Annotated in this window: 19 protein-coding genes and 1 pseudogene; 1 reads left to right on the top strand and 19 read right to left on the bottom strand. The window is 46.7% G+C overall.

Annotated features, from left to right (window positions below; genetic code table 11):
- The first annotated feature begins 259 nt into the window (after positions 1 to 259).
- Complete coding sequence (locus DXA15_RS25420; RefSeq protein WP_199676175.1) at positions 260 to 457, top strand: hypothetical protein; 198 nt, start codon at positions 260 to 262, stop codon at positions 455 to 457.
- 72 nt (positions 458 to 529) lie between these two features.
- Here DXA15_RS25420 and DXA15_RS01175 read toward each other — a convergent pair whose 3' ends face one another.
- From DXA15_RS01175 to DXA15_RS01090, 19 genes and pseudogenes are all read right to left on the bottom strand, one after another.
- Positions 530 to 3,430, bottom strand: coding sequence for a FimB/Mfa2 family fimbrial subunit (locus DXA15_RS01175; protein ID WP_128132857.1), 2,901 nt, complete (start codon positions 3,428 to 3,430; stop codon positions 530 to 532).
- 72 nt (positions 3,431 to 3,502) lie between these two features.
- Positions 3,503 to 3,772 carry a hypothetical protein gene (locus DXA15_RS01170; protein WP_128132856.1) on the bottom strand — a complete coding sequence of 90 codons (270 nt, stop codon included), beginning with the start codon at positions 3,770 to 3,772 and terminating at the stop codon, positions 3,503 to 3,505.
- A gap of 140 nt (positions 3,773 to 3,912) precedes the next feature.
- Complete coding sequence (locus DXA15_RS01165) at positions 3,913 to 5,157, bottom strand: hypothetical protein (protein WP_128132855.1); 1,245 nt, start codon at positions 5,155 to 5,157, stop codon at positions 3,913 to 3,915.
- Between the two features lie 397 nt (positions 5,158 to 5,554).
- Positions 5,555 to 6,640, bottom strand: coding sequence for a gliding motility protein GldN (gene gldN, locus DXA15_RS01160; RefSeq protein ID WP_128132854.1), 1,086 nt, complete (start codon positions 6,638 to 6,640; stop codon positions 5,555 to 5,557).
- A gap of 40 nt (positions 6,641 to 6,680) precedes the next feature.
- Positions 6,681 to 8,248 (bottom strand): annotated as a pseudogene (gene gldM / locus DXA15_RS01155) (gliding motility protein GldM).
- A gap of 23 nt (positions 8,249 to 8,271) precedes the next feature.
- Positions 8,272 to 9,378 carry a gliding motility protein GldL gene (gldL, locus tag DXA15_RS01150; protein WP_233566638.1) on the bottom strand — a complete coding sequence of 369 codons (1,107 nt, stop codon included), beginning with the start codon at positions 9,376 to 9,378 and terminating at the stop codon, positions 8,272 to 8,274.
- A 20-nt stretch (positions 9,379 to 9,398) separates the two neighbouring features.
- Entirely contained in the window at positions 9,399 to 10,826 is a 1,428-nt protein-coding gene (locus tag DXA15_RS01145) for an SUMF1/EgtB/PvdO family nonheme iron enzyme (protein ID WP_128132853.1), read from the bottom strand.
- 3 nt (positions 10,827 to 10,829) lie between these two features.
- A complete protein-coding gene (locus tag DXA15_RS01140; protein ID WP_128132852.1) occupies positions 10,830 to 11,783 on the bottom strand; it encodes a type IX secretion system membrane protein PorP/SprF in 954 nt (317 codons plus the stop codon).
- Between the two features lie 154 nt (positions 11,784 to 11,937).
- The gene (locus tag DXA15_RS01135; protein WP_005633363.1) at positions 11,938 to 12,159 is read right to left on the bottom strand and encodes a DUF2795 domain-containing protein; all 222 of its coding nucleotides are present in this window, start codon (positions 12,157 to 12,159) and stop codon (positions 11,938 to 11,940) included.
- A gap of 72 nt (positions 12,160 to 12,231) precedes the next feature.
- On the bottom strand, positions 12,232 to 12,795 hold the full coding sequence (locus DXA15_RS01130) for a cob(I)yrinic acid a,c-diamide adenosyltransferase (protein ID WP_128132851.1): 564 nt from the start codon (positions 12,793 to 12,795) through the stop codon (positions 12,232 to 12,234).
- Between the two features lie 80 nt (positions 12,796 to 12,875).
- On the bottom strand, positions 12,876 to 13,667 hold the full coding sequence (locus DXA15_RS01125; RefSeq protein ID WP_046145991.1) for an O-methyltransferase: 792 nt from the start codon (positions 13,665 to 13,667) through the stop codon (positions 12,876 to 12,878).
- Positions 13,668 to 14,098: 431 nt separating this feature from the next.
- Positions 14,099 to 15,295 carry a Gfo/Idh/MocA family protein gene (locus DXA15_RS01120; protein ID WP_158579628.1) on the bottom strand — a complete coding sequence of 399 codons (1,197 nt, stop codon included), beginning with the start codon at positions 15,293 to 15,295 and terminating at the stop codon, positions 14,099 to 14,101.
- 191 nt (positions 15,296 to 15,486) lie between these two features.
- Positions 15,487 to 15,840, bottom strand: coding sequence for a hypothetical protein (locus tag DXA15_RS25745; protein ID WP_233566636.1), 354 nt, complete (start codon positions 15,838 to 15,840; stop codon positions 15,487 to 15,489).
- On the bottom strand, positions 15,774 to 17,003 hold the full coding sequence (locus DXA15_RS01115; protein ID WP_233566634.1) for a family 20 glycosylhydrolase: 1,230 nt from the start codon (positions 17,001 to 17,003) through the stop codon (positions 15,774 to 15,776). The genes DXA15_RS25745 and DXA15_RS01115 overlap by 67 nt, the downstream gene beginning before the upstream one ends.
- A gap of 77 nt (positions 17,004 to 17,080) precedes the next feature.
- Entirely contained in the window at positions 17,081 to 18,880 is a 1,800-nt protein-coding gene (locus DXA15_RS01110) for a RagB/SusD family nutrient uptake outer membrane protein (protein WP_233566633.1), read from the bottom strand.
- Between the two features lie 27 nt (positions 18,881 to 18,907).
- Complete coding sequence (locus tag DXA15_RS01105) at positions 18,908 to 22,078, bottom strand: SusC/RagA family TonB-linked outer membrane protein (RefSeq protein ID WP_233566632.1); 3,171 nt, start codon at positions 22,076 to 22,078, stop codon at positions 18,908 to 18,910.
- Between the two features lie 30 nt (positions 22,079 to 22,108).
- The gene (locus DXA15_RS01100; protein ID WP_046145994.1) at positions 22,109 to 23,104 is read right to left on the bottom strand and encodes a Gfo/Idh/MocA family protein; all 996 of its coding nucleotides are present in this window, start codon (positions 23,102 to 23,104) and stop codon (positions 22,109 to 22,111) included.
- 11 nt (positions 23,105 to 23,115) lie between these two features.
- A complete protein-coding gene (locus tag DXA15_RS01095; RefSeq protein WP_046145995.1) occupies positions 23,116 to 23,907 on the bottom strand; it encodes a 6-phosphogluconolactonase in 792 nt (263 codons plus the stop codon).
- A gap of 17 nt (positions 23,908 to 23,924) precedes the next feature.
- Positions 23,925 to 25,241, bottom strand: a complete 1,317-nt coding sequence (locus DXA15_RS01090) for a sugar MFS transporter (protein WP_128132849.1) — start codon at positions 25,239 to 25,241, stop codon at positions 23,925 to 23,927.
- Between the last annotated feature and the right edge of the window lie 9 nt (positions 25,242 to 25,250).

Here is a 25,250-nt window from a genome sequence, read left to right as displayed (position 1 = left end):
GGCTTTAGCCACATTTCTCTCAGATAGAAAGCTTTAAGAAATGGGACTAAAGTCCAAAGAGATAGATTCTTTACTAGTCCGTCAGCTAAAGCAGACGGCAAATAGACCTGTAATAGTCAAGTGAGGTTGATGACAGGATAGTTCAATTCTGATAATAACTGAACATAAACATTTACGACAATGAATAAATTAAGACAAATCCTGCAATTTATCAGAGCCCTGCTGGGCTTTTTGTTGAACCTGAAAAAGAAGGAGAGAGATGAGAAGAAAGAGAAAGTGGTTACGCCGGGTAATCAGCCGGAAGTGGCTCGTGTGTTACCTGGTGATACTGGGGATGACGGCTTTGTGGGCGGACCGTACAGAAATCGTCCTGGCCTCGATCGGGGCCCTGTTGACACTCTCGGGGTACGAAAACGATCCGGGGAAAAACTCCGGCAATGTTACCGGCAGCAACTAGCGATTACCGCCGGATACTCCCTGCTGCTATATGCAGCAGGAAGCTGTTTGGTGAAAATGATTGGAGTATCGCTTAATCCCTGACACAGCGGATGGAAGAGGCATTCAGTGACGGGGTAGATATACTACCGGGCCTCCAACTGTTATATTCCTGCGTCCAGGCATTGCTGTTTTCGGTATTCTGAAACTCTGCAGAGGCCGAAGAAGTCCAGTAGTACCCTGTTTCTCCGGGGTAGTACAACTTTCCTAATTCGTAATTAGGGCTTCTTCGTCCTGCTGCCGGTAGGAAGACGGAAGCCTTGTTATTCGGATTAAAAATGAGAGATCCTCTATAGGCGGCCTGTGCCGTTTCCGGCGAAACGGCATAACGCGTTGTGGCTGAACTTCCGTCTGGCTGATACCGGATCGGGCGCCGGTCGAAGTAGCCGTCGGCGTAGAAACCAATGCGTTGCTTCAGATTATTGTCATCCACATTCCCGGAATAGTCAGGAGAGGTAATATAACGTTCTACTATCCTGTCCGGATATAAGCGAAGGGAGCCTGTCCAACTACCGATATCTCCTTCTATAGGATTTAGCCACATTGATTGACGCCATTCCGAATATTCTATTTGAGCTTTATGATCGAACGGTGTTGCAGCATTTCCCTCGTAGTCGCAATCGTAATTGTTGGATCCGTCAACCCGCTTGAAGTTGGGATATTTGCCGTTGTAACTCACCTGGTCGGTATATCCGTCCGACGGAAGATGGTAGCCGGGCGGGCACAGTTCGAAATCCTCTTTTATATTCCCTGTAATATCTTCTCCCGATACGTTATCCCAAATGGGACGTGGATACTCTATTTCGCTCCAGTCAGTTCCCAGGTTATTCGTACTTGGGTATGCCGGATTGTAGGCCCGGCGGGGGAACGTGGGCGAAGCCCATTGAAATAAAGCACCGGCCTGTGATGGGTATTTTACGAACTTGGCTCCTTTTTTCGAAAGGTCGGAATATCGGTTCGTTTTGTTACTTTCATTCAGGAATAGTTCAGCCGTCAGATTAAAGTTGGATACTTTTTTTGCCCGGCTACGGCTTTTGTCGGCTAAAGGACCTTGTCCGATATTGTCTTCCGGACGCATCACATAATCGTCGGCTTCTCCCTGTCTGACGTAAATAATATCTGCCGTTTTTCCCCAGGAGACGTCGTGTTCAAGATATATAGTGGCATATCTGGGTTTCTTCAGGTTATCTTGTCCGGAAGCTTCCGAGTTGTTCGCCGTCTTCCAGCCTACCCGGAAATAAACCCGGCCTCTTCCTGTTATATATGTACCTCCTTCATATTTATACTCATTAGGGACAACAGGATATTTTTCAGGATCACCGGGCGAGTCGGTTCCGACATTCGGATCGAAACTGGGGGTGGTGCTTATGATCACCTGATCCTCTCCGTTTTCTACCCATGCAGTCCATTTTGCCAGTTCGCTGCTGCTTCCCATCCTTGCTTTTTGTCCGGTAATAATCCGTTCGCCGGTTTCGGCGTCGCGGAAGAATGCGCCTACATAGGGACTATCAAAACTCATGTGGCTAAAGCGGAAGCCCATCTGTTTTGTCCGGACGGTAATTTCCCGTTGCAGCTTGCCTCCATATTGATCTTCTGCCGAAAGGATCAGGCGGAATGTCTGCTCGCCTATCTGGTTATATTCGTCGAGCAAAATATCCATATAACCGAATCCTTCCTTCGAGTTCTTACCGTAGGTGTACGCAAAACGGGAGGTTTTGTATTCTATATGATTCTCATAACTATTGGTATCTCCATCTTTGAGCGGGAGGTCGTTGAATGTTTCATCTGTCAACCTGGTTGCCGTACCGGAAGTGCCGATATACACGTTAGGCAATACGTGTACCTTCGTCAGATTGGAAGAGAAGGTGATCCGTGCCCCGTTGAAATCGGTTATGTCGGCTTCTATCTGCGAAACGTTTAGATAGCGGTCCTGTACCTGCCAGTCACCCTTTTTTTCTCCCCAGTTGGAGACTGATATATTCAGTTCGAACGGGAGTGTAACCGATGCTTTTACCAATAGTGCCGCATCGCGGGGAAGGGTATAATTATCTTTTTCCGCTCCGTCGACTCCTGCTGTGTGTATTTTCAGCTTGGCGGAGGGGTTGTACTGGTTTTCTAAATTAACGGTAAATATCACAGCCTTATCTCCTTCATCTGTCGGCGTGAAATTACTGAAAGGGAGGATGAAACGGGTCATTTGCTGAACCCATATCACTCCCCTTGCTGTCTGTTCAGTGGTGGGTGCTATCTGTTGAAAATAATCTTGCCCCACGGTGAATTGCCGGGTGATGTCTCTGGCAACGGAGGTATTCTCGCCGGATAGTAACGGTACTTGAGCAGGGATCTTTTCGAATGTTACGCCTTTGAAATCGGCTGTCAGGTCTTCGTTGGATTCCAGCTGGATATCGATACGGGTGGCGAGCCGGCTGAGACCCAATGTCAGCGGATCATATATAACATCGCCTATCTTCGATTTACCCTCGTTGCCGAGCACTTCAACGTCTTTTATTTCCTGACTCATCGGGATCTCGTCCGAAGAGTTGACTGCCGATGCGGGGTACGAGATGCTTTGAAGGTCGGAATAGAATGATATCCCGTTTAACGGTGATGTATTCTCCGGATACGGTTCGTTGGCGAGGAATACAAAATCGTAAGTACCTTTCTGGATCTCATGCTTGATGATATCGCCTTTTTTCGCTTCGTATCGTTTGTTGCTGACACACATTCCCATTGCGTCGAACCCCAGGATACGAAGGGTTACGATCTTGTCGTCGAGTTCCGCATTGGATGGGTAATTGGAATCGTAAAGGGTACCACCTTTGATATACAAATGTGCTACTCCGCTTGTCTGCTTTTGAGGTGTCTCGTCTGTGCAGGACACAAAGGAGACGAGACAGCAGAAAAGCAGTAATAAGAAATGTATGTTTTTATTCATCAGTGTATTTATAATCATAATTAAAACTAAAAACTAAAGTGTAAGCTATATATTCATCAAGTACATCGTGTCTTATAATGTAGTAATATGTACTTTTATTCGTTGTTCCACGTTGTTTTTACTCATCGATACATACGCATCGCCTTCGCCGCTTCCATTGACATGCAGATCGATCAATCCATTGTCGACCGTGATGCGGTGCGGATCATTACGGACCGCTTCCCCTCCGGGTGAAAGTTGAAGCCAATTGCTCGGATTGGGCGTACTGCTGTCGAGCATCGGATAATTTTCGATATAGGCCGAGATGTATTTGCCGGCATCCGGAATAAAGTTGCCGATCACGGTTCCGGTACTTACCGGTGTTTGGCGTCGGACGGTTATGATCTTTTGAAGGCTTCCTAGATGCACTTCGATCTCGCCTGCGGTAAAATTGTTTGCGACTTTTATCTTGACATTATACGGGGCAGTACTTGAAAGAGGGATCAGCCGTCCGACGGGGCGGTGATCTCCATACCCGTAGTCAGTGACCTTATAATTCTTTTATCGGGGAAAGGCGTTTTGCAGTCAGTCACCAGCGTAAATGCCACATATTCGGTCGTATTGTTTTGCGGTGCATATAGTTCGTAATGCGAGTTGGTTACGCCGAGATAATAATCATTATTCGCCTGTATCTCATACCCGGAGTTGTCCTGTATAAGAACCTGATAATTCAGGCTTGTATTCGAGGCGATTGATTTCTTTGCATCCGCCACCGTCGCATATCCGTATCCATCCACAGAAGTAATGGTAAACTCGTATGAGTAATTGCGTTCCACATCGAGCTGTGCGCCGTTAGCCACCAGGCCCATCTTGTAATAAGACTCACGGTTCCTATACGTCCCCCTGATGATCAGGTAGGTATCGTTATTGGTTTCATTATAGGCCGATTCATACAGGTAAACCGGGTCGTTTGCCGTACTGTTCGATGCGGCTTGTATGAAGTCGGGACTGTAAGACGCGTTGCTGCGGTATTCTATCAGGCTTGTGTTAGAATAAGTGAGCAAACTGTTCCAGTTATACACTCTCGAATGTTTCGGTGTATTGACGACGGCTGTGATGCCTTGCAGTGTAAACTCAGCGGCTGTACTCGACACAACGACTTTAGCTGCAACACGCTTCAACTCGGCAGTCGGTATCCTTGTCGTTGCGTTGATGGCGGATACACTGACAAGAGTGTTCATGCTGAGTTTCTCACCCACGAAAGGTGCACTGGTTTGCGGATCAGCCAGCGGTTCCGTCAATATATTTTCGCTGGCATATTGAAGGGTGCGGACGGTAGGGCTTTTCAATGCCGCATTAAATCCTGCCTCGCTGTAATCGTAGGCCGTGTTCCCGATATAAAACTTATCTTGTGGGTTAGCCAGTATCAATAACTGGCAGGGACCTGTCTGTATATCCAGGAAAACGTATGATTTGCCGTTGTTATATTCCGCCTGGGCAGCCTCTGCGAATGTCGCATTACCGTTAGTGCCGGTAAATACCAATACCCACGGAGTTTGATCGAGTGCATTTTCGTTTGCAGCTGCACGGGTTACGGGTAATCCGTAGGAAACGGATTTCGTGAAAAGTTCAAATTGGATTTTGTTTCCCAAGGGAGGTGAATTATCTTTCAACTCTTCTCCGGTTGTACATCCCTGAAATAATAAGGACAATAATCCGAATATATATAATATGTATCCCTTCACCATACTTTTTATAATAAACAAATATGCCTTTCCTTTTGTTTGCATTTCTAATCAAAGGGGGTTACAACGACAGGAACCGAAGTTCCGAATGCAAGCTAAACAGGAATAACATACTTCTGTTTTTGCGTATTTGGGTCTACGCATTAATAAAATAAAGTTCACTCTGATACAAAGGTAATAGTTATTAGTGGAATAAGAGATAAGTATTTAGTTAATATTTGAAAGGACCGGAAACGGAGAATGTCGGATTTGTCGTTGTATTAGTTACGGTGTTTTCGCGGCGGATGATTTTCAGGCTGTTGTATTCCTTGTAAAGAAAAACAGTGAACAACCTGGCTATTCACTGTTTTCCTCTTATTTACCGGTTATTTACCAGGCATTATCTTTTATATCCTTTATTTTATCTTCTGCGACGTACGCTGCGAACGGGAGAGGATTTCTCGGCTTTCGGAGCTTTTGTCTTTACTGTCTTTTCTTTGACTGCCTTTTCGGTAGTGGCTCCGTTTTGTCCGCGGGCAGAGGCTTTTTTAGCCTTTTTAGCTGTTTTCGGATCTTCTACCTGGGTTGTGTCAGGCTGGAACCAGAGAGACTTCTCAAAGGCAACCAACTGGCCTTCGATGCGCTCCTGTTCCTTCTTGATGGAATCGGGAGTCGGGCAGTAAGCCATCAACGGCTGGTTCATCAGGTTCTGTGTCTTGTAGATCTCGCCTTCGAACATACGGCGGCGGAAATAGTCGTCGAGCGTGAAGGTCATGGCATTGTTGATGTTCGATGTCATGATAAATGCCGTATTGATATACGGGCGGATACTTTCGTAAGGAATCCAGAACATGGGCATGGTTAACTCGCCGACATCACCTGAAGTGGTCATGATCGGGCAGATGGCCAGTGTCTTTACATCGAATACGGAGTTATTTTGGTCGAAATACCAGGCTTCCTTTACATAATAGGAGCGGACGGTTTCGGATGGAATATCGCTTTCGTTGATTACGAAAGTGGTTCCCTGGTTACCCTGTCCGGGTACTTCCTCATAATAGATGCCAAAGCGGTCGAGCATGTCTTTCAGGTTGATCTTGCTGTTGTCGCTGAAATCTTCGTAACCGTCTTCATACTGGTATGCGTCTATTTTACCTTCGCTGATCAGACTGAAGATGATGGAGAAAAGGTTCATCTGTCCGTTCATCGGGGTGACCGGATAATACAGAGGAGCATTCTTCTCTTTCATCAGGTCTATCTGTCGGTACATGACACGCATCCAGCGGGCGTTGCCCACTTCCTGTGTCATACGCTCGTTCATATCCTGTGCCCGCACGGTCAGTTCGGGTATACCGGTGTCTTTCTTATCATTAGCCCGTTCTCCGCGGGTGGCCTGCGGGCTTCTTCTTGCCCGTTGCTGGGTGTTTCCTGTTTCTTCCTGTGCCTGTATGGAGGTAGCTGTGAAGAACAGGGCGCTTGCAATTGCCAGTATGTAATAAAAACGTTTCATATTTTATATTTGTTATGAGGACGTTCGCGAACCGCCCCTACTAATTTACAATGACTTCGATCGGGGTGAGAGTACGTTCCAGGCCGTCAGGTCCTTTGGCTACTACACCTCTGATGAAAAAGCGTTTTCCTCTTGTCAGACGACGTATCCTGTCTTTCTGGTTGTCCGAGAACCGGGGACCCTGAGAAACTTCAGGTATTGCATTTCCCATGGAGTCAAAGAACAACAGTTCGAAACGTAGTACGTCAAACTTTATATTCAATATTTCATCGTCGATAGCTGCCTGGAGCACTTCCGTTTCGATCAGATTCCGTTTGGTCATGTTTCCGCCGCGGAACTTGCGCATATTGCCGTTCTGGTCCTTATACTCGATGTAAGGCATCGGGTCGGGCAGGGCACGTACGCGGAAGGTATTCTTTGCCATTTCCACGCTGCGGCCGTCGGCCATGCGGGCATTTACGGATATAACAGCATCGGTACCTACCTTCGACGGACGGGCCTCCCAGATATCGCCTTTGCGTGTCAGGGTTCCGTTTGTCATGGTGGCCGTTACGTTCCCGCTCGGTACGCCCGGTACGGCGATACGCATCTCGTTGGCGATTCCGGCATATAATACGTTCATCAGTAACGGGGCTACGGTTGCACTCGGTTCTGTTACGAAGTATTCGCTTTCGAAGTTCTGACGCATGGTGGTGCCGTCGTTATTGGGCATCTCGATGTACCCTTTAATCGGGTAAGTACCCGGGGCACCGGCTATGGCGGTGAACTGTCCGTGGCTGTCTTCCGGCAACTGCTTGCCGTTTACAAATACGGCCGGACGTTTGGTTGAATCGACGGCAGACAGGACGATGTTCGCCTTGTACTGGCTTCCGCGCATGACGATCTGGCTCTCCGGTATGACCTGTGCGGTCATCTGATTCACGCGATAGTCGCCTACGTCGACACTGTTCAACAGGTTGTTCAGCACTTCGCCTTCTGCGTAGCGGATATCGCTTTGCAGTTTCGTCAGTAATGTTACGGCTGCGGCAACCGGCATATTTTCAAACAACGCTTCTTCCCAGGTGCGGGTATTGATCCCAGCCTTGTGAGGCGGTGTAGTGCTCAGGCTTGCTTCCAGGATGCGGGTCTTGGCACTGTCCTGTACCATTTCGCCCATCATCACGCGGTAAGCGTCGATGGCTTCGCGCAACTTCTTTCCTTCTCCGGTAACCGGGCCCAGCATGATGCGTGAAGCGGCTTCGAGGTCGTCTTTATGCTCTATCTTGTTTACGTTGGCATCTTTTCCGTCGGCAATTACCGCGATACGTTGCTTCAGGTCCTGCACGTAGTTGTACAGGCTGTCGGAAGCGGACTTTACCTGTTTACCCTTGTCGTACCATTCCTTCACCTTTTCGGGGTTGGTTGGTAGTAGGTATCCAGTTCGCCTGCCACGATCTCGTTTCGGTGAGCCGAGTTGCTGATGGAGGTGCGTAAACTGTCTTCCACTAGCTCGAAACCGTCGAGAACCTCCGATGACACATTCAATGCCATCATTGCGATGAACACCAGATACATCAGGTTGATCATCTTCTGACGGGGCGAGTTGGGATTATTTGCTATTCCGGACATCTTCTTTCAGTTTCGTTTGTTTATTATCTGCCGGATTGCTGTCCGGGATTGTTTGTATACGGAGCCTGCTGCTGGTAGCCGTACGGTTGTTGCTGGTAGGACTGCTGATAGTTAGGCTGCTGTTGCTGGTAATTGGGCTGTTGCGGCTGGGGGGCAGGCTGCTGGTAAGCGGTTGCCGGACCCATATTGACCGTCATTGCCTGTAGCAAACGGCTGTATACCTGGTTCAGTTCGGCCAGCTGGCGGGTCATCTTTTCCGTTTCGTTGCGGAAGACCGAGCTGTCGGTTACCGAACCGTCGTACATCTCGCGGATGCGGTTCAGGCCGCCGTTGATATGTTCGATCGATTCGATCTGCGAACTGATACTCTTTAACTGTATTTCGTAGATAGTATTCAAACCGGAGATGTTGCGGTTCAACATTTCCATCTGCTGCACGTAGCCGCGTGAGTTCTGGTTGATACCGTCCGAGTTGTCTGTGATGCTCTTATAAGAGTTAAGCAATGTGTCGGATACGTTGGTCAGCGAGTTGGTGACGTGGCTGAAACGTTCCATATTTTCGGACATGCCGGATAGCTGTTCCAGGTATTTCTGGGTAGCTTCGGTCAGTTCCGCCATCTTGGAGATCTGTTCGGCAGCGCCGCTCAGTTTCTTGATGCTTTCCGACAGGTTCTTTGTATCTTCTTCGCTGACATCGAGGTTGCTCAGTACGGAGGTTCCGCCCAGGTTGTTTGCGACATTTGCTTTTCTGCCGTTGCCTACATTGATGTTTATGCCGCCTGAGGTATTGTCGTCATCCATATTATCCGATGAGTTGATCAGGTTGGACATACCTGTGCCGGCAAAGTCGGGACGGTCCATCGGGTTCTTCGATTTCAGTACGGGGAATACTTCTTCCCAATGGTATTCGTTTGAAGGGTGCTCAAAAGCGGAGATAAAGAATACCAACGCTTCCACCGTCATGGCGATAAACAGGATCTGGTTACCATACGGCAGGTGAAGCAACTTGAACATGGCACCTATGATTACGATAGATGCTCCCCAGCTGTAACAGAAGTTCAGTACTCTCTTTCCCATGTCGCTGGAAAGGAACATTTCAATTCTGTTTTTATATCTTCTATATTTTCCCATAATGTTGTATGTTTCTTATATTATTTTTTACCTTTTGAACGGGAGAAACCGATCTGTGTACGTGCGCAACGGAAACCGATATAGGAACGGGTTTCGTTCTGGTATTCGAAGGTACGCATATCCGAACGGATAAATTGTGCCACGTCTTTCCATGAACCGCCGCGTACGACTTTCTTCTTCATCGCATACGGGTCTTCCTTGGCTGCATTGTAACGCAGGTCGGGGTTCATATCGCTCATCTGGCTCGGGCCCGATTCGGAATACATGGTAGAAGTCCATTCTGCCACGTTACCCGCCATGTCATATAAACCGAACTGGTTCGGGGCGAAAGAGCCTACGCGGGATGGAATCAGGTGACCGTCTTCGGTATAATTTCCTTTTCCGGGTTTGAAGTTTGCCATGAAGCAACCTTTGGCGTTCTGAAGTTCGTCGGACGACCAGGGGTATTTGTTTTCGTTCTTTCCGGAGCGGGCGGCATATTCCCATTCGCCTTCTGTCGGCAGGCGGAACGGCTCGATGGCTTGTCCGGCCGGGAAGTTCAACGATTGTTTGAACATATCGGTACGCCATACGCAGAATGCGGTAGCCTGTTCCCAGGAGACACCTACGACAGGATAATCGTCATATCCCGGGTGCTGGAAGTACATACGCATGTATGGCTCGTTGTAAGCATTATTAAAGTCGTTCACCCAGCAGGTTTCATCCGGATAAACGTTTACGATGCGGGTATGAAGGAAATCCCACGGACCGCTGAGCGGACGGGTGAGGGTTTCGTTGATGATGTTGCCGTCGTCGTCGATATAGGCGGTGTCCTTGGAGATCATAACGACCTCGTTCATATCGACCTGCATATCGGTGTTACGTACGCGTTCGCCCGGATCCAGGCGGTTCTTGCGAAGGGCGGCACCGGTGTAGTCATACCATTCGTATTTGTAGACCATCTGCTTTTCATCCAGACGTTTTTCGCCGGTGATGGGGTGTACGTAATAAACGCTTTCGATGGCACGCAACTCATCTTCGTTCGCGCGTTTCCAGGGAATCGGACGGCTCCAGTCCAGATGCGGGGTGACGGGTTCGCCGTAACGGTCTTCCGTGATCTTAAACAGGTCGTTGCCACCGTAAGCCGGGTCGGCCAGGCGTTCGCGGATAATGGAGTCGCGCACCCAGTAGACGAACTGGCGGTATTTGGCGTTGGTTATTTCCGTTTCGTCCATCCAGAACGCATCAAACGAAACTCCCTTTGTTTCAGGGTTGATTCCCCATAAGGAGTCTTTGTCTGCAGGTCCCATTTCGAACGAACCTCTTTTGATCAGAACCATGCCGTAGGGCGACGGTTCGTTAAAAGCCACAGATCTTACCCCGGTAACTTCTCCTCCCGCTCCGGAAAGGGATTTACCACATGAGGTAAGCAAGGCTACTGCCATAAGTACTAATAATACTTTTTTCATATACTATAATATACGTACACTTTTGTGTCTGTTCTTTCCTGTTTTTGTCTTCTTCAACTTCAACTGGTAGCGCACCAACACTTCGTGGCTACCGGAACTCCCTTTTAACATGGCCGTGGTAGGGAAATCGTAAGCATATCCAACCTGAAATCTGCCGAATGTGGCTCCCAATAATACTACTACCGACTCGTTTATACGCCAGGAAAGACCTCCGTTAAACATTTTATTATATACCATTCGGGCGGTAATGTCCGCCTGGAAACTCTGCATGTCTGTTTTCAGGAATACAGAGGGCTGTAATTCATACAACGGGTTCCTGAGCTGAATATTGTATCCGCCTACTAAATTTAATCCCATAGGGATATAATAATTAGTCGTTTCACCCAATGCCATTTCGGGCGCTGTCAGGTGGGTAGCTCCGAAACCGGCATAGAAATGTTTGTGGGAATAATAAATACCTGCATTCAGGTCGATCGCCATTGCCTGCACAGCTGTTGTGGGTAAAGCGGGATCTGACTCTGCGGGTGTGTGATATTCATTATCTGCCGGGATATATATTTTTGTTCCGTCAAAGCCGACATTGAATATACCTGCCTGTAACCCGATACTTAATGTCCCTCCGAATAATTTCTGCTTATAGGCATACTGGGCCCCTACTTTTGTATACTGGAATAATCCGATACTTTCCGTGTTTACAACCAGTCCGACTCCATTGTTCGTACTGCCTAATTTGAAGGGCATATCGGCGATAACAAAGAAAGAGGTACTGGCTCCGGGCATGCCGATCCACTGTTGGCGGAACAACCCGAGCATATTCAGATCTCCCGTCGTTCCGGCATAGGCGGGGTTGTAATACCCCAGTCCCAGGAAGTATTGGCTTAACTGCATATCAATCTGCCCCCGCATGCTCATCGTGCAGGTAATCAATGCGATAATAAACAGGAAGACTCTCTTCATCTAAACTATAACTAACGGGGTGAAAGATGTTTCACCCCCTACAATAACGCGGCAAACAGGTATAAATTGTATGGACCGCAAAAAACAAACGAGGCAGGGGACTTCTGCAAGCCCACTACCTCGCCTTTATTTCAATACTTTATTTTAAAGCACATCAATATTCCTCTTCGTTGAAGAAGAAGTCTTCTTTACTTGGATAGTCAGGCCAGATATCTTCCATGCATTCATAAATCTCACCTTCATCTTCCATTTCCTGCAAATTCTCAATTACTTCTAACGGCGCACCAGAACGTTGTGCATAGTCAATCAATTCATCCTTGGTTGCAGGCCAGGGCGCGTCTTCCAGCTTCGAAGCTAATTCTAATGTCCAATACATAGTCATCTAGTATTAACAACCACCCGAGGCAGTCAGGTTCTCAAATTTTCCGCAAAAATAAAACAATATTTCTTAGATGCAAGTATAATCCCAAATAATTTCTTTACCATTATTCCTAATACACTCCTTACGGGCCAAAACAAACAGATAATCTGACAATCTGTTGACGAAAATAAGTACAGGCTCTTCGACGGGATTTGTTTCGGCCAAACGGTATATCTGGCGTTCTGCACGGCGGCAGATGGTACGGCAGACATGCGCCAGCGAAGCGGAACGGGTACCGCCGGGCAGGATGAAGTTTTTCATCTGCGGCAGCTCACCGTCCAGGCGGTCGATCTCCCGTTCGATATGTGCGATGCTTTCGGGGGTTACCTTGCTCTCGATCTTCAGTTCGGTTGTTTCCTGGTCGGTTGCCAGATAAGAACCGATGGTGAACAGTTTATGCTGTATGAAAGAGAGGAAATCGATGTCGGCCTGATCGTCCAGGGCTGTGATAAGCAACCCGATGAATGAATTCAGTTCATCGATGGTTCCGTAACTCTCGATGCGCTGGTGCGCTTTCGATACCCGTTGGCCTCCTACAAGGGAGGTCTTTCCCTTGTCGCCGCCACCGGTATAAATAAGGCTTTTCTTCATATACTTCTTTTTTTATTCAATATTCTTAATATAGTGTCGTTGGTAGGGGCGGTTCGCGAACCACCCTTACAGCATCACCGTCAGAAGTAGACTATATAGTCGCGTTTATGTAATTTCTTATTAAAGAATACGATCCCCATCGAATAGAGGTCGACCGTAACCGTCACCTCGGGATGGGCGCATACCTCTTTCCAGAACTCCCTCATCTTACGGCTTGCTTTGATTCCCTCAAAAACAAAGACTGAACCGTCGTGAACATGTTTACTGCATTCATTAAACAACCAAACGTTGTTCTGTTGTTCATAGATTGTATTAAAAAATACAAAATCGACTTTCCCCATGTCTTCGAGTGCGCGGGGAAGCAGCTCTTTATAGTTTCCCGTGCGCAGGTCGATCGGGTTATGTGCCGCATTCTCGAAGGCGATCCGGGCGATGGACGCGAACTCCGGGATATTCTCGAGGGCAATACACCTCAATCCGGGGGCGTAGGAGGTCAGATAGAGGGTGGATAACCCCATCGACGGCCCCAGCTGAAGGATGTTTTGCGACTTGAAATAGTTCGTCAGGCGGAAAAGCAAGGCTCCGTGCTTGGGCTTGATTGCCTCGCGTTCCACAATCTCCCCGATCGTACGGTGGCGGAGCTTCCTTTTCTGTTGTCTGTCCGGATAGGTTATGCTATCGTCGCGGAAAAGCAGTTGTTTCCGGATCAGTTCTATATCATAAAAGCTATAATAGGAACAGCGTTCTTCTATTACCTTTGTTATCAGGTTGAAGACGAACGGAGAATGAACACCGTATCCTTTACGATAACGGATGCCCCGGTATAAAAGTACACTTTTCCGTAGGGTATTAGCTTTGGGTATAATCTGCATTTCTCTTTTGTATTTGTCACACAAAAGTAAGATATTCTTGTTTATTGGCAATATTTAGTATCTACAGATTCATGTCAGAAACAAAATATCTATATATCCGTCACCGGATTTAGGTTTATATGGTGTATTGCACGGATACGGCCGGGAACGAGTCGTATGTAGCGAGAAACATTGTGCTGAGTAAAGGCGGGAGGCTGGAGAGTATTAATAGTTTCTTTGTTTTTTCAGGCAGGTAATTTGTTATCGACAGTGTCGGCAATTTTGCTGACACTGTCGAAAGCTTTGACGACGCTGTCGATAATTTTGCCGACACTGTCGGCAACAACTTTTCCCGGCAACCAGACAAGAGTATGTCAGGTGTTCTATGCTTATGATGACCAGTCAATCATCCGCAATGAACGCGGTGCCGGGGAGAGGTACGCCGAATTGTTTCAGTCTACGTTGACCAATGCCATTTGTTCCGGTAACATGTTCAGGGGAGACGATGAAATTTGCTGCCATGTGTATCTTTTTCCTGTATAGGCCGATTCCCGTGCCATGACGGCGGTTAAGGCAGATGTGGCAGCCGTTTCGGCTATATTCAGCACTGTCCCTTTCCGGATATGATCGACCAGCATGATGTGTTCAAGGGTATACATGTCGTGTACTTTGAATTTCGACTTGGCAGCTTCCGGATCGTATTTCCAGATTGTTTCCCCGTTTCTGTTACGGATGGAAAAGTCGCTGCTATGCCACGATCCTTTTTCCCCCTGAATGACAATCCCGGCACCATTGTCACAACCGTCTATCCTTCGGACCATTCCTTCCAGCATTACTCCGTTTTCATATTCGAAGTGCATGCTGAAATTGTCGTATACATTGCCTATATTCTTACGAATCCTGGAACCATAGGCAATGACATTAACCGGTTTGAGTTGCGTGAACCAGTTGAAAACATCTATCCAGTGGATCAGCATGTTACTGATCTGGTCGCCGTTCACCCAGTTCCAGTTGAAATGTCCGCGGATCATATATTCCATATCGGTCCATTCCGGACGACGAACGATATATTGGTCACGTCCTGTATGATAATAGGCGTATCCCGATATAATAGAACCGATAAGTCCTTCCTGTACCTTTTGGTAAGAGGCGACAAACGGCCGGTCGAAATGGTATTGCGTACCGGGCAGGATGTTGATACCTGTGTTCGCCGCTTGTCTTGCCGCGGCTACGAACGTACGGTAACCTGCCGGATCGATGGCTGCCGGTTTTTCAACGAATACGTGTTTTCCCTTTTCAATCGCATATTTCATGTGCCCGGGATGGAAGCAGTTGGGGGATGCGATCAGCACAAGGTCTATCGGTAGTTCACACACTTTTCGATAGGCATCGAAACCGGTAAAGCACATCTCATCCGGGATACGGACGTTTTTCCCATCCTTCAGCCGTTGTCTCCCGGCTTCCAGTTTATCCGGAAAGAGATCGGCCAGTGCAACGATAGACAGGTTGTTTCCTGCATCGAGAAAGTTGAAAGCTGCTCCTATGCCTCTTCCGCCGCATCCGATCAAAGCTGCCTTGATTGGTTTCCCGTCGATCGCTTTGTCCGGTAGTTCGGGTATATAGAGTTCTTCGACAGGGTGTAACGGCACCTGCTTCCCCTTTTCTGAGCAAGAGGTAAATAGCAGACCGGAACCGAGCGTACTACTTAAACCGATAGTGCTACGCCGGATAAAAAGTTGCGTCTGGTCAGTTTCTCTTCTGGTTCCATAAGAAAGGATTTAATGGGTCATTTTAATCAGCGTCTCGTACATCGTGTTCAGTTTATTGTTGCGTGTACGGTTTATCTCGCAATTTCTTCATCATGGAGAAAGCCTTTGTTCAGGGTAAGGAAACGTTTATCCAGTTTTCGGGCCTCGATGATAAGAGGTTCGAGCTCTTTGATAAATGTTTCCGCCTGGTTCCGTTCAAACCGACTGGATTCGTATCTGTTTTCTATCTCTTTGAATGTCAGGTATTGTACGCGCAGGTCGAACATTAAGCGCAGATGTTCAAACTCTGGTATGTTATTCTTCGGTTTTAGGGAAGCCAGTTGTTTTTGTAGGGCGATGGTTTCTGCTTTTACCTCTTTCACGGATGTACCTTTCGGGTCTTTTCCTCTGACGATCGTTCCTGCGGACTTTTTAATATCTGCCACATTCGTTTACTTTCTTCCGGAGTGAAGCCAAAACGTTCCTGTCCATATTTCACGACGAAGGCTTGCGGGTCGATCGGTTCTTCATTTTTGAGGGACTCTCCATAGGCGGCAACTAATATGCGGAAGCCCGAAAGCGGATATACATATCTGACAGGAAACATCCCGATGACTTCCCAATTGGTGTCGTAGCTGAATCCGTAAGTGCCCGATGTGGACCAGGATGTCATAACCACTCCCTGATAATCAGCTTTACGGGCGTAAGGAATGAATGTCTTTTGGTTATTGAAATGCTTTTCCCACTGGGTCAGATAGATGTTGTCGGGATGGCTGCGTATGGAAGGTGCTCCCCAAAAGGTGACTCCGGCATTGAACAGGTTATCCATATTTCCGAAATGATCGCGATCCCATCCATAATTCCAATCCACATAGATGATATCTTTGGGCAATTCATGCAATGCTTCCGGATATTTCAGGATAATATCCGCCCATAAGACGGGTTGTTTACCCATCGATTCAACGATCTCGCACATGGCTTTCACGTAATCGACGAATAATTTCGATTTACCTTCTTTCCTGACTTTCTCTGCACAGGCTTTACAACTGCCCAGTAGATAAGTTTCATCTCCTCCGATATGGAAATAACGGGAGGGATGCAACTCTGCCATTTCTTTGAAGACTTCTGTGAATACTTCTTTGCATTCGTCTATCTTCATGGGACAAACCTGGGAAACTTCTTTCCTGTCCTCTTTCAAATGAGCATACCGGTCGTGGCGGAGAATGTATTCGGCATGTCCGAAGCAATTCTGCAGGGGAATGACATCAATGCCGAGCGTTGAACAATAAGAGACGAATGACCGGACCTCTTCGCGGGAATAGGCATATTTGTTGGAGATGGTGGCATGCTTATCATAAGGATAAGAACCTTCCCATTCCATAATGATCGTATTGATTCCGAATTCAGCCAGTTCCTTCGCGAAGTTCTTGAGGGCGGGCATTGTCATTACCTCGCAACGGAGGTCAATGTGAAATCCTTTGATGGCAAAATCATGTTTATTCATCGCCTTTGGCGATGAATAAACAGACGGACATAGCAGGAAGAATGCCAGGAAGAGTATACCTATGGTCTTCAAGCTGCGTATAGACTTAATGAATGTATTTTTCATATTTATATTTATTTGTTAGTCATGTGTTTACATGGTAGATAAACCGGATTCGGGAACTTCTGCCAATGGAGTTATGTTTAGTTCGGCACCTGTATATCCGGGATTTTGGTTGATACGTCCGGATGAGTTTCCGTCGATATCATTCTGTGGTACCGGCCACCAGATATGATAAGGCTCATTTTAAATTCAGCGCCATTCAGTGCCTTCACTCCTTTATTGTAGAAATTACCTCTGTCCATGATCCGGTCGTAAAAATAGTTATTTTGTGACAATGTAGACATACTATAGCTCCGACCTTTGTAATCTGATTTGCCGGTTCTTGCATACAACAGTGCAATACGGGTCAGTTCTATTTTCCTGTTTTCCTCATATAAAAGTTCACGTGTGCGTTCGTCCAGTAAGGTTTCCATATTTACTTCTCCCGGACTTAGCGGTGCTGCACCGGCACGGGCACGAACGATATTGATGTCACGCGCTGCTGAAGCCGGATCGTCTTTCCAGAGGTAGGCTTCGGCACGTAATAGATAAGTCTCTGCCAGGCGCATGATATACATGTCCGAATAGCCACCGTTGTACTGGGCTGCTGTGGCGGCATCGGGATCCTCGATGTAGAGTTTGTAATGTGCCCATTCTCCCCAGTTCCTCAAGGTGTCGATACATAATAATTGTCCGTCGTCGCTCCACAAGCGTATTGGCTGATGGTAGTACGGTGTACCTTTCAGGTCCGGATTGTTATAGACAAGATCTGTCATTTTCATCCAGTTTCCGGGGGTATGCCGCAGGTCGTTGCTGTCGTCCCAGACGGCATTGGAGCTGTACCATGTCAGGCGGCAACGTCCGATACCTCGTCCGTAAATACCATTATAATCCAGTTCCGGCTCTTTCAGGCGTTTGTCGGACATACCCGGTTTGCCGTCGGGAGTTTGGATACGATTGGTCGTGTTGGCCCAGAACGGGAGAAAGTTACGCATAGCCAGTGTCTTTTGGGATGATTTTGCTGTCTGGTATTCATACCGGTCCAGTGTTGCCAGTAGGACTTCTTTGTTCTCTGTGCTGTTTTTATTCAGCGGACGGTGCAGATCCCAAAGTACATTTTTGGTGTTGTCGGTAACGTCAACGCCGAAACGATTAGTCATTAAACTGTAACGTCCTCCGTCGATAACGGCATTGGTTGCTTTTATGGCTTCATCAAAATCTCCCAGGGTCAGGCAGATTTTGGCTAGCAGATGATAGCAGGCTCCTTTGGAGATGCGTCCTCTGCTATTATCTTCCGCAACCCATTGAACTGCAAATTCCATATCCGATTTGATCTTCTTCAGGATACCATCGCGCTCCACCGAACATAAGTTGGTAACGGGAGTTTCCACCTCCGTGAAGACGGCGGGAATATCATTGAATAACATACAAAGCCGGTAGTAGCGGAAGGCTCTGTGCCATAATGCCATACCCAGGATATTGTTTCGTTCGCTTTCGGATTCGTATGTCGCATCGTCTATTCGGGTTATTACAGTATTGGCGTAACGTATGCCGAGATAATCGTTGGTCCAGTACCAGTACATACGGTTTGTCTGGTCCCAGTTATTATTTGCTGTCGGCAGGATCTTTTCATTCAGGTTCTGGGCGGGACCGGAGATATCAGTCGTTCCCAAAACGCATTGCTCTGAAAAGATCATAGCGGTCAGTATGGGAGAATGTTGTCCTACGAACTCTTCCCGAAGTAAACGGTCGCATGCCGTAACGGAACTCAACATTCCTTCTTTATCGATCAAGGTATTTCCCGGAGAGTAGAAAGATAATGGATCCGGATCTAACCAGGATTCGCTACAACCTGTTGCCAGAAGCATTGTTGTCAGAATAGCATATATTATTTTTTTCATGACTGAATAGTATTATTTAGTTAGACATTAGAATGTTACATTGACACCCAGTGTATAGGTGCGATTGGTACTGCTTACGGTATTGGGGCTGTCGGCGTTGTATGCTTCCGGGTCATAATATTCCCAGTCCGGAGCCCAGCAACCTACATTCTTGATCGTTCCGTAGATGTTCATTCCCTCTATTTTGAATTTGTTCAGGAATGATTTAGGTACGGTATAGCCTATGGATATATTATCCAGACGGATGAATGACAGGGAACGATAGAAGTTCGCTCCGATATTCTTGTCATCCGAATATAAGCGGGCATACTCGTTGGTCGGATTTTCCGCAGTCCAGTAAAGGATCTTGAAATAGTTGGTCTTTGTCAATGTACCGGCTTCGAAATGCTTTGCACGCTGGTAAGGCGCTTTATGTCCCCAATAAGAATAAAGCATAAAGGACAGGTTCCAGTTTTTAAACAAGGTGAATTCGTTGCGAAGGGTCCAGCGGAAACGCGGTGTTTTGTATCCGATAAACTCCTTATCGTTGTTATCATAGATTTTATTGCCGTCCACATCCTTGATCTTCATATCTCCTGGGCGAAGACCATATTCAGCAGCCTGTTCGGCTTCATTTTCCTGCCATACACCGATAACGTTGTATGTCCAGATGGAACTGATATCCTTTCCGATGAACCATTCGTTCTTGATATCGTCCATCTCTTTCCGTCCGATGACATTTCCGTTGTCGTCCAGTACATTTTCATAATCGCCGTATAGATGGTTTACTTTGTTACGGTTTAAAGAGAAATTAAATGTGGTATTCCACTGGAAGTTCTTTGCATCGATATTCAAGGTCCTCAGGGAAAGTTCAAAACCTGTATTCTGAACTTCACCCAGGTTGGCCATAACTTCACCGAAACCGATTGTTTCCGTGAGGCTGCGGTTGATCAACAGGTCGGAAGTAACCATTTTGTACACGTCGATATTACCGGAAATGCGGCTGTCGAGGAATCCGAAATCAAGACCGAAGTTAAAGGAACTGGTTGTTTCCCATTTCAGGTCTTTGTTTGCCATTGTGCTTACGTATACGGAGTTGGAGAGGTCTATATTACCATTCAGGGTCTGATAAATGTACTGGTCCGTTTTCATTTCAGCTAAAGCTGCGTACATACCGATATCCCTGTTTCCATTTTGTCCCCAGGATACACGCAGTTTACCGAAGTCCATTGCGGGGAATTTGAAGAACGGTTCTTCTGAAAATACCCATCCGAGAGCAACAGAAGGAAAAGTCGCATGCGGATTGGATACGCCGAATGCCGAATAACCGTCCCGTCTGACGGATGCTGTAAGCAATATTTTTTTGTCGAATGAGTAGAACAAGCGTCCCATCAGAGCATCGCCGGTATTTCTGGTGTCGTTGCTGGAGATTGCCGGAACCGTACCTGCCTGCATTCTGTGATAACCCAGTATGTCGCTGGGGGCAAATTGCTGAGTAGTCTGTATTTCCTGCCAGGATTGGTTTTCTTCAGCATTCTGTAACAAGGTCACTTCTACCTGGTGTTTTTGGGCAAATGTATGTTCCCAACGGATCAGGTTATCCACCTGCCAGTTGTAGGACATTTCACTTCTTCGCTCCGCATCTCCGCCGAATGATTTCCATACAGGATGTTGTGAAGAGCGGTGGTTCCTGTAGTTGTACAGCAACAGGCGGGGAGAGAAATTTACCTGATAAGAAATACCGAACGGCAGTTTTATTTTGGCATACATGCTTCCGGTGAAGGAATTGCGTATCGCCGAACGGTCTATGAATGAATCGTTATAAGCCGAGTTAATGGAACTGGCATTGTCTATACCTGTCGGATACAGCATCGGGTTACCGTCCAGATCTGTCGGAGTGGAATAGGGAGTATTTGCCCATATCTGGTTCACACTGCGTGGGATAGCTCCCTGGTCGCGATAAGAATATTGTACATTGACACCGGCTGACAGCCAAGAGGTTACATCGAAGTCCAGTTTCAGTCGGCTTCTATAAGATTTGTATTTATCACCGATAACAATACCTTCATTGTTCAGGTAACCCAATGACCAGTAATAACTGACTTTATCTTTCTTTCCTGAAATGTTGACATTATAATCTTGTCGGAATGCTTTCTGATATGTTTCATCATACCAGTCGAATGTTCTTCCGGCAAAATAGTTGTCAAGCTCCGGTTCGAACAGTCCCAGGCGGACGAGCCAGTCATAGGTGTAGTTGCCGGTAGTGGGACGATAAGAGATCCAGTCTTCCAGGGTTACACCTGCCGGAAGGTTGTTGGGGTCTGAAAATTCTCCCGGTTTATGATCTTCGAAGATACTTTCCTGCACATCTTCGCGCCATGCAAGGTATTCCTGTGGGTTGTAAACATCCATCTTATTCGCCAGGGTGGAGATGCCGACGCTGGCATTGAATTGGACGGTAGGTTTTTCAGCCGATCCTTTTTTCGTTGTGATCAGCACGACTCCGGCTGCAGATTTGGCACCATAAACGGCTGCCGAGCTGGCATCTTTCAATACGTCGATCTGGGCGATATCGTTCGGATTGATTTCATCGAGGCTTCCGTAGTAAATAATACCGTCTACCACCAATAAGGGTTCGTTGCTGGCTTTGATCGAACGTTTTCCGCGAATCTCCATGCTACCGCCGCCTTTCGCTGAGTTATCGAGTCCGATATTCAAGCCGGCAACGTTTGCCCTAAGGATATCCTGAACGGTAGCGGGACGTTCTTTTTCCAGTGAAGTCGCTTTTACCTGGGTCACGGCACCTGTCAGGTCTCTTTTCTTTTGTACACCGTATCCAACCACGACAACCTCTTCCAGATTCAGGATCTCTTCTGCCAGGCTGATGTTGAGTGTCTTTTGCCTTTTTACAGGGACTTCCTTCGTTACGTACCCGATAAAGGAGAATGCCAATACTGCATTTTCATTTGTAACGGTTATGGTGTAATGACCGTTAACGTCCGTTATAACTCCGTTGGTAGTCCCTTTTTCCATTACATTTACACCGGGTATCACTTCTCCTTTGTTGTCGGTGACGATACCTGTGACTGCTTGTTTTTGTTGAGTGGCAGAAGGAATGTTATTTGTCTCTGCTGCAAAAACTGGTACTATGGTCATAAGCAGGAAGGCCATAAGTAATAGATCGAATGCCAGTCTTTCTCCATTGTTGATTTTTTTCATACCATCGTACTTTTAAGATTAATAAACTTCCTAATTTTTCACCAGGGATAATGCTTTATTATAAATATCTTTTGTATTTACCGGTTTGCCGCCTTGCCGTATACTTTCATTGGCTGTTTCCATGAATGTGTATATCTCTATCGTTTCTGACGGGCTGACGGGGGCTTTGCCTGTCCGGAAGAATGTGAGGATCGATTTTAATAGTCCTTCATACCCTTCGTATCCTCCGGCAGGAACAACTTTCTTTTCACAAATGACCGTACCGCCATAGGAATGAGAACTGTTCCTTAGTCCTCGAAAAGTCCCTATGCGACCATCTTCCCAAACACCTACAGCGACATCGGAACCTTCATTGGAAGTACATGTGACGGATTGACATCCTGCTCCCATCAGGGTGTATAATATTTCTACTCCATGGATCCCGTACCAAAAGAATCCCGCATGTGAAGGTTCGTTTGTACAGGGTGAATAGCAGTCTGCTCCGACAACCTTTCCTTCCGGGCCGTTTCCGTTTCTCAGTTCTGAATTTCGTGGAGAGAAACGTAGTGCCGAAGAGGAGAATATGGGCACTTGTTTCTCTTCCGCCAGTTTGTAGATTGCCAGAACATCGGAAAGACGGGCGGCTACAGGCTTGTCTATGAACAACGATTTACCGCTTTTTATGACTTCTGTTGCCTGTTCGGGATGTAAGGTCCCGTCGTTTGTTTCCAGTAAGACACAGTCTACCTGTTTTAGTAGTTCTGCTATGGATGAGGTTATTTGTATTCCATGACTTTTAGCTGTCTCCGTATATTTAGGTATGCGGTTGTAGCTGGATTCGATCGTTTGCGATCCGTAGGGATAAGCGGCTACTATCTTAAAACCGACGTAATCGGGTGCCTGGTTCTCTCCGTTGATCAACTTAATAAAAGCCTCGGAGTGGGAGGTGTCTAACCCGATAATGCCCAGCCTGATAGTCTCCTGTGCCTGGAGTCCGAAAGCTGTGAGTAATTGGAAAACAAGTAGTAATAATACATTTCGTTTCATAGGATTATCTTTTAGGAGTTATTATTTATTATCCTGTATTTCTCTGGTAAAAGGGATGCGCTGTCCATATCCAGATATAGCCGGGCATTTTCTTTATTGCGTAGAATCGTAGATGGATATTTTTCACTTACCGGAGCGTACAGTGTGTTGTAGATAGCCTGTGCCTTTGTTGTAGCCGGGACTATGCAAAAAGTATATGTAGCCGACATCAGGACAGGGATGGTGAGCGTGAATGCCTGATGAGGAACTTCGTTAAGTGATGGAAAACAGCCGTCGTGCACTTGTTGTAGCCTGCATTGAGGAGCAAGGTCGACCACTTTCATCCAGGCTTTGTCGTTGAAATCGGCTACATGGGGATCGTTGAAAGCGATATGTCCGTTCTCGCCTATTCCCATGCAGATAATATCGATTGTTCTTTCGGAAAGTAACCGGGTATAGCGCTCGCATTCCTGTTCGAAATGGTCTTTTGTCATTTGTATGTAGTAGACCTGTTTGAAGTCAACTTTTCTGAATATATGTTCTCCCAGGAAATTTCCGAATCCTTGCGGGGCATCCGGCTCCAGGCCGATATATTCATCCATATGAAAGGCATTGATCCGGTTCCATTCGATCGTGCTGTCGGCAATAAGTTCTGCCAGGAAATCATTTTGGGAAGGAGCGGCTGCAAAGATCATATTGATTTCGTCTTTGTTTCGTAATAACTCACGAATCGTTTGTGCGACATCCGATGCAGCGTTCGTTCCCATAGATTGCCTGTCAGTGAATACCTGTACAGTAAGCTTGTTGTTTTTAAAGTGTATCATTTTACTTTTGTTTTTATTTATTTCTTTAATGACCAGTTCATAATGCGGTATCCGAAGACGGCGTACCAGATCAGATATATATAGCAAGGTATTAATACCCAGTAGCCGGTTTGCAGGGATGTTATATCTGCCAGTTTGCCATAGACAAGCGGAAGGATCGCATTCCCGCAGAGGGCCATGACCAGCATGGATGAACCAATTTTGGTGAAACGTCCCAGATTACGTATAGCATGAGGCCATATACCTGCATAAATCAGTGAGTTGGGGAGTCCAAGGGAAGCCAGGAACCAAATGGATAGACCGGCATTATGACCTAACAAGGAAATGTTCGTATGAGCGAAAATGACTCCGAAAGAGAGGATCAATCCCAATACAGTGCAGACTATCAATGCATTTTTTTGTGAAATATATCTGGGGATCAATACTATTCCCAACAGGTAACCCAGTATAGTTGCTCCGAGTGTGTAGGATGGGAAGAACTTGGCATCCAGCAGGCCGACTCCCATGGAACCTGCATAGCTGATGATCGTATCTATGGCTACGACTTGTGTTCCGACATGTAGGAATAATGCCAATACTCCAAGTATTAGATAAGGAAACTGGAAAACAGAGGTCTTATTGCAGTTGGCGGTCGCCAACTCTTCATTCTCTTCTTCCGGGTTGATATCGGGTAGTTTCGATTTATAGATGAATAGACCGATAAACAGGAGTAAGAGACTGAGTATGCTGTAGGGAAGTATGACTCCACGTATCAGTTCATTGAGGGCTGCCTCCTTGGCTATCCCGCTCAACAGTCCTGATTCTACGGATTCCAGGATATCCTGGCTTTTGCCTAGTACGACTGCTGCAAATATGACAGGAGAGACTATACCGGCGAATTTGTTACATACCCCCATTATGCTGATACGACGGGCAGCTGTTTCAATGGGACCTATAATAGTGATATAAGGATTGGCTGCCGCCTGAAGGACCGACAATCCGGTTCCCATAGTAAACAGACCGGTTAGAAAAATCCAGTAAGTCCTGTTCAATGCTGCCGGAATAAAAAGCAATGCGCCTGCTGCCAGGCAGAAGAATCCGTACATCATTCCTTTTTTATAACCGGTTTTTTTCAGTAAATAGGCTACTGGGACCGACATGACCAGATAGGCTATATAGAAGGCGAACGTAACAAAATACGATTGGTAGTTCGTTAATTCACAAGCTATCCTGAAATAAGGAATCAATATAGAATTGACCCATGATACAAAGCCGATAATAAAGAATACGACACCGATGATGGCGATTCCGATTATGACATTTCGCTTTTCTGTTGTGTGATTGTTCTCTGACATATAAACTGT

This window comes from Parabacteroides sp. AM58-2XD (assembly GCF_003463685.1).
Taxonomy (GTDB): Bacteria; Bacteroidota; Bacteroidia; order Bacteroidales; family Tannerellaceae; genus Parabacteroides; species Parabacteroides segnis.
The sequence above is the reverse complement of the archived record's forward strand: the minus strand, read 5'-3'. Positions and strand labels throughout refer to the sequence as shown.

Coding starts and splice junctions, on each gene's coding strand:
- DXA15_RS25420 (WP_199676175.1), top strand. CDS start 260: ATGAGAAGAAAGAGAAAGTGGTTACGCCGGGTAATCAGCCGGAAGTGG.
- DXA15_RS01175 (WP_128132857.1), bottom strand. CDS start 3,430: ATGAATAAAAACATACATTTCTTATTACTGCTTTTCTGCTGTCTCGTC.
- DXA15_RS01165 (WP_128132855.1), bottom strand. CDS start 5,157: ATGGTGAAGGGATACATATTATATATATTCGGATTATTGTCCTTATTA.
- gldN (WP_128132854.1), bottom strand. CDS start 6,640: ATGAAACGTTTTTATTACATACTGGCAATTGCAAGCGCCCTGTTCTTC.
- gldL (WP_233566638.1), bottom strand. CDS start 9,378: ATGGGAAAATATAGAAGATATAAAAACAGAATTGAAATGTTCCTTTCC.
- DXA15_RS01145 (WP_128132853.1), bottom strand. CDS start 10,826: ATGAAAAAAGTATTATTAGTACTTATGGCAGTAGCCTTGCTTACCTCA.
- DXA15_RS01140 (WP_128132852.1), bottom strand. CDS start 11,783: ATGAAGAGAGTCTTCCTGTTTATTATCGCATTGATTACCTGCACGATG.
- DXA15_RS01135 (WP_005633363.1), bottom strand. CDS start 12,159: ATGTATTGGACATTAGAATTAGCTTCGAAGCTGGAAGACGCGCCCTGG.
- DXA15_RS01130 (WP_128132851.1), bottom strand. CDS start 12,795: ATGAAGAAAAGCCTTATTTATACCGGTGGCGGCGACAAGGGAAAGACC.
- DXA15_RS01125 (WP_046145991.1), bottom strand. CDS start 13,667: ATGCAGATTATACCCAAAGCTAATACCCTACGGAAAAGTGTACTTTTA.
- DXA15_RS01115 (WP_233566634.1), bottom strand. CDS start 17,003: ATGAAAAATACATTCATTAAGTCTATACGCAGCTTGAAGACCATAGGT.
- DXA15_RS01110 (WP_233566633.1), bottom strand. CDS start 18,880: ATGAAAAAAATAATATATGCTATTCTGACAACAATGCTTCTGGCAACA.
- DXA15_RS01105 (WP_233566632.1), bottom strand. CDS start 22,078: ATGAAAAAAATCAACAATGGAGAAAGACTGGCATTCGATCTATTACTT.
- DXA15_RS01100 (WP_046145994.1), bottom strand. CDS start 23,104: ATGAAACGAAATGTATTATTACTACTTGTTTTCCAATTACTCACAGCT.
- DXA15_RS01095 (WP_046145995.1), bottom strand. CDS start 23,907: ATGATACACTTTAAAAACAACAAGCTTACTGTACAGGTATTCACTGAC.
- DXA15_RS01090 (WP_128132849.1), bottom strand. CDS start 25,241: ATGTCAGAGAACAATCACACAACAGAAAAGCGAAATGTCATAATCGGA.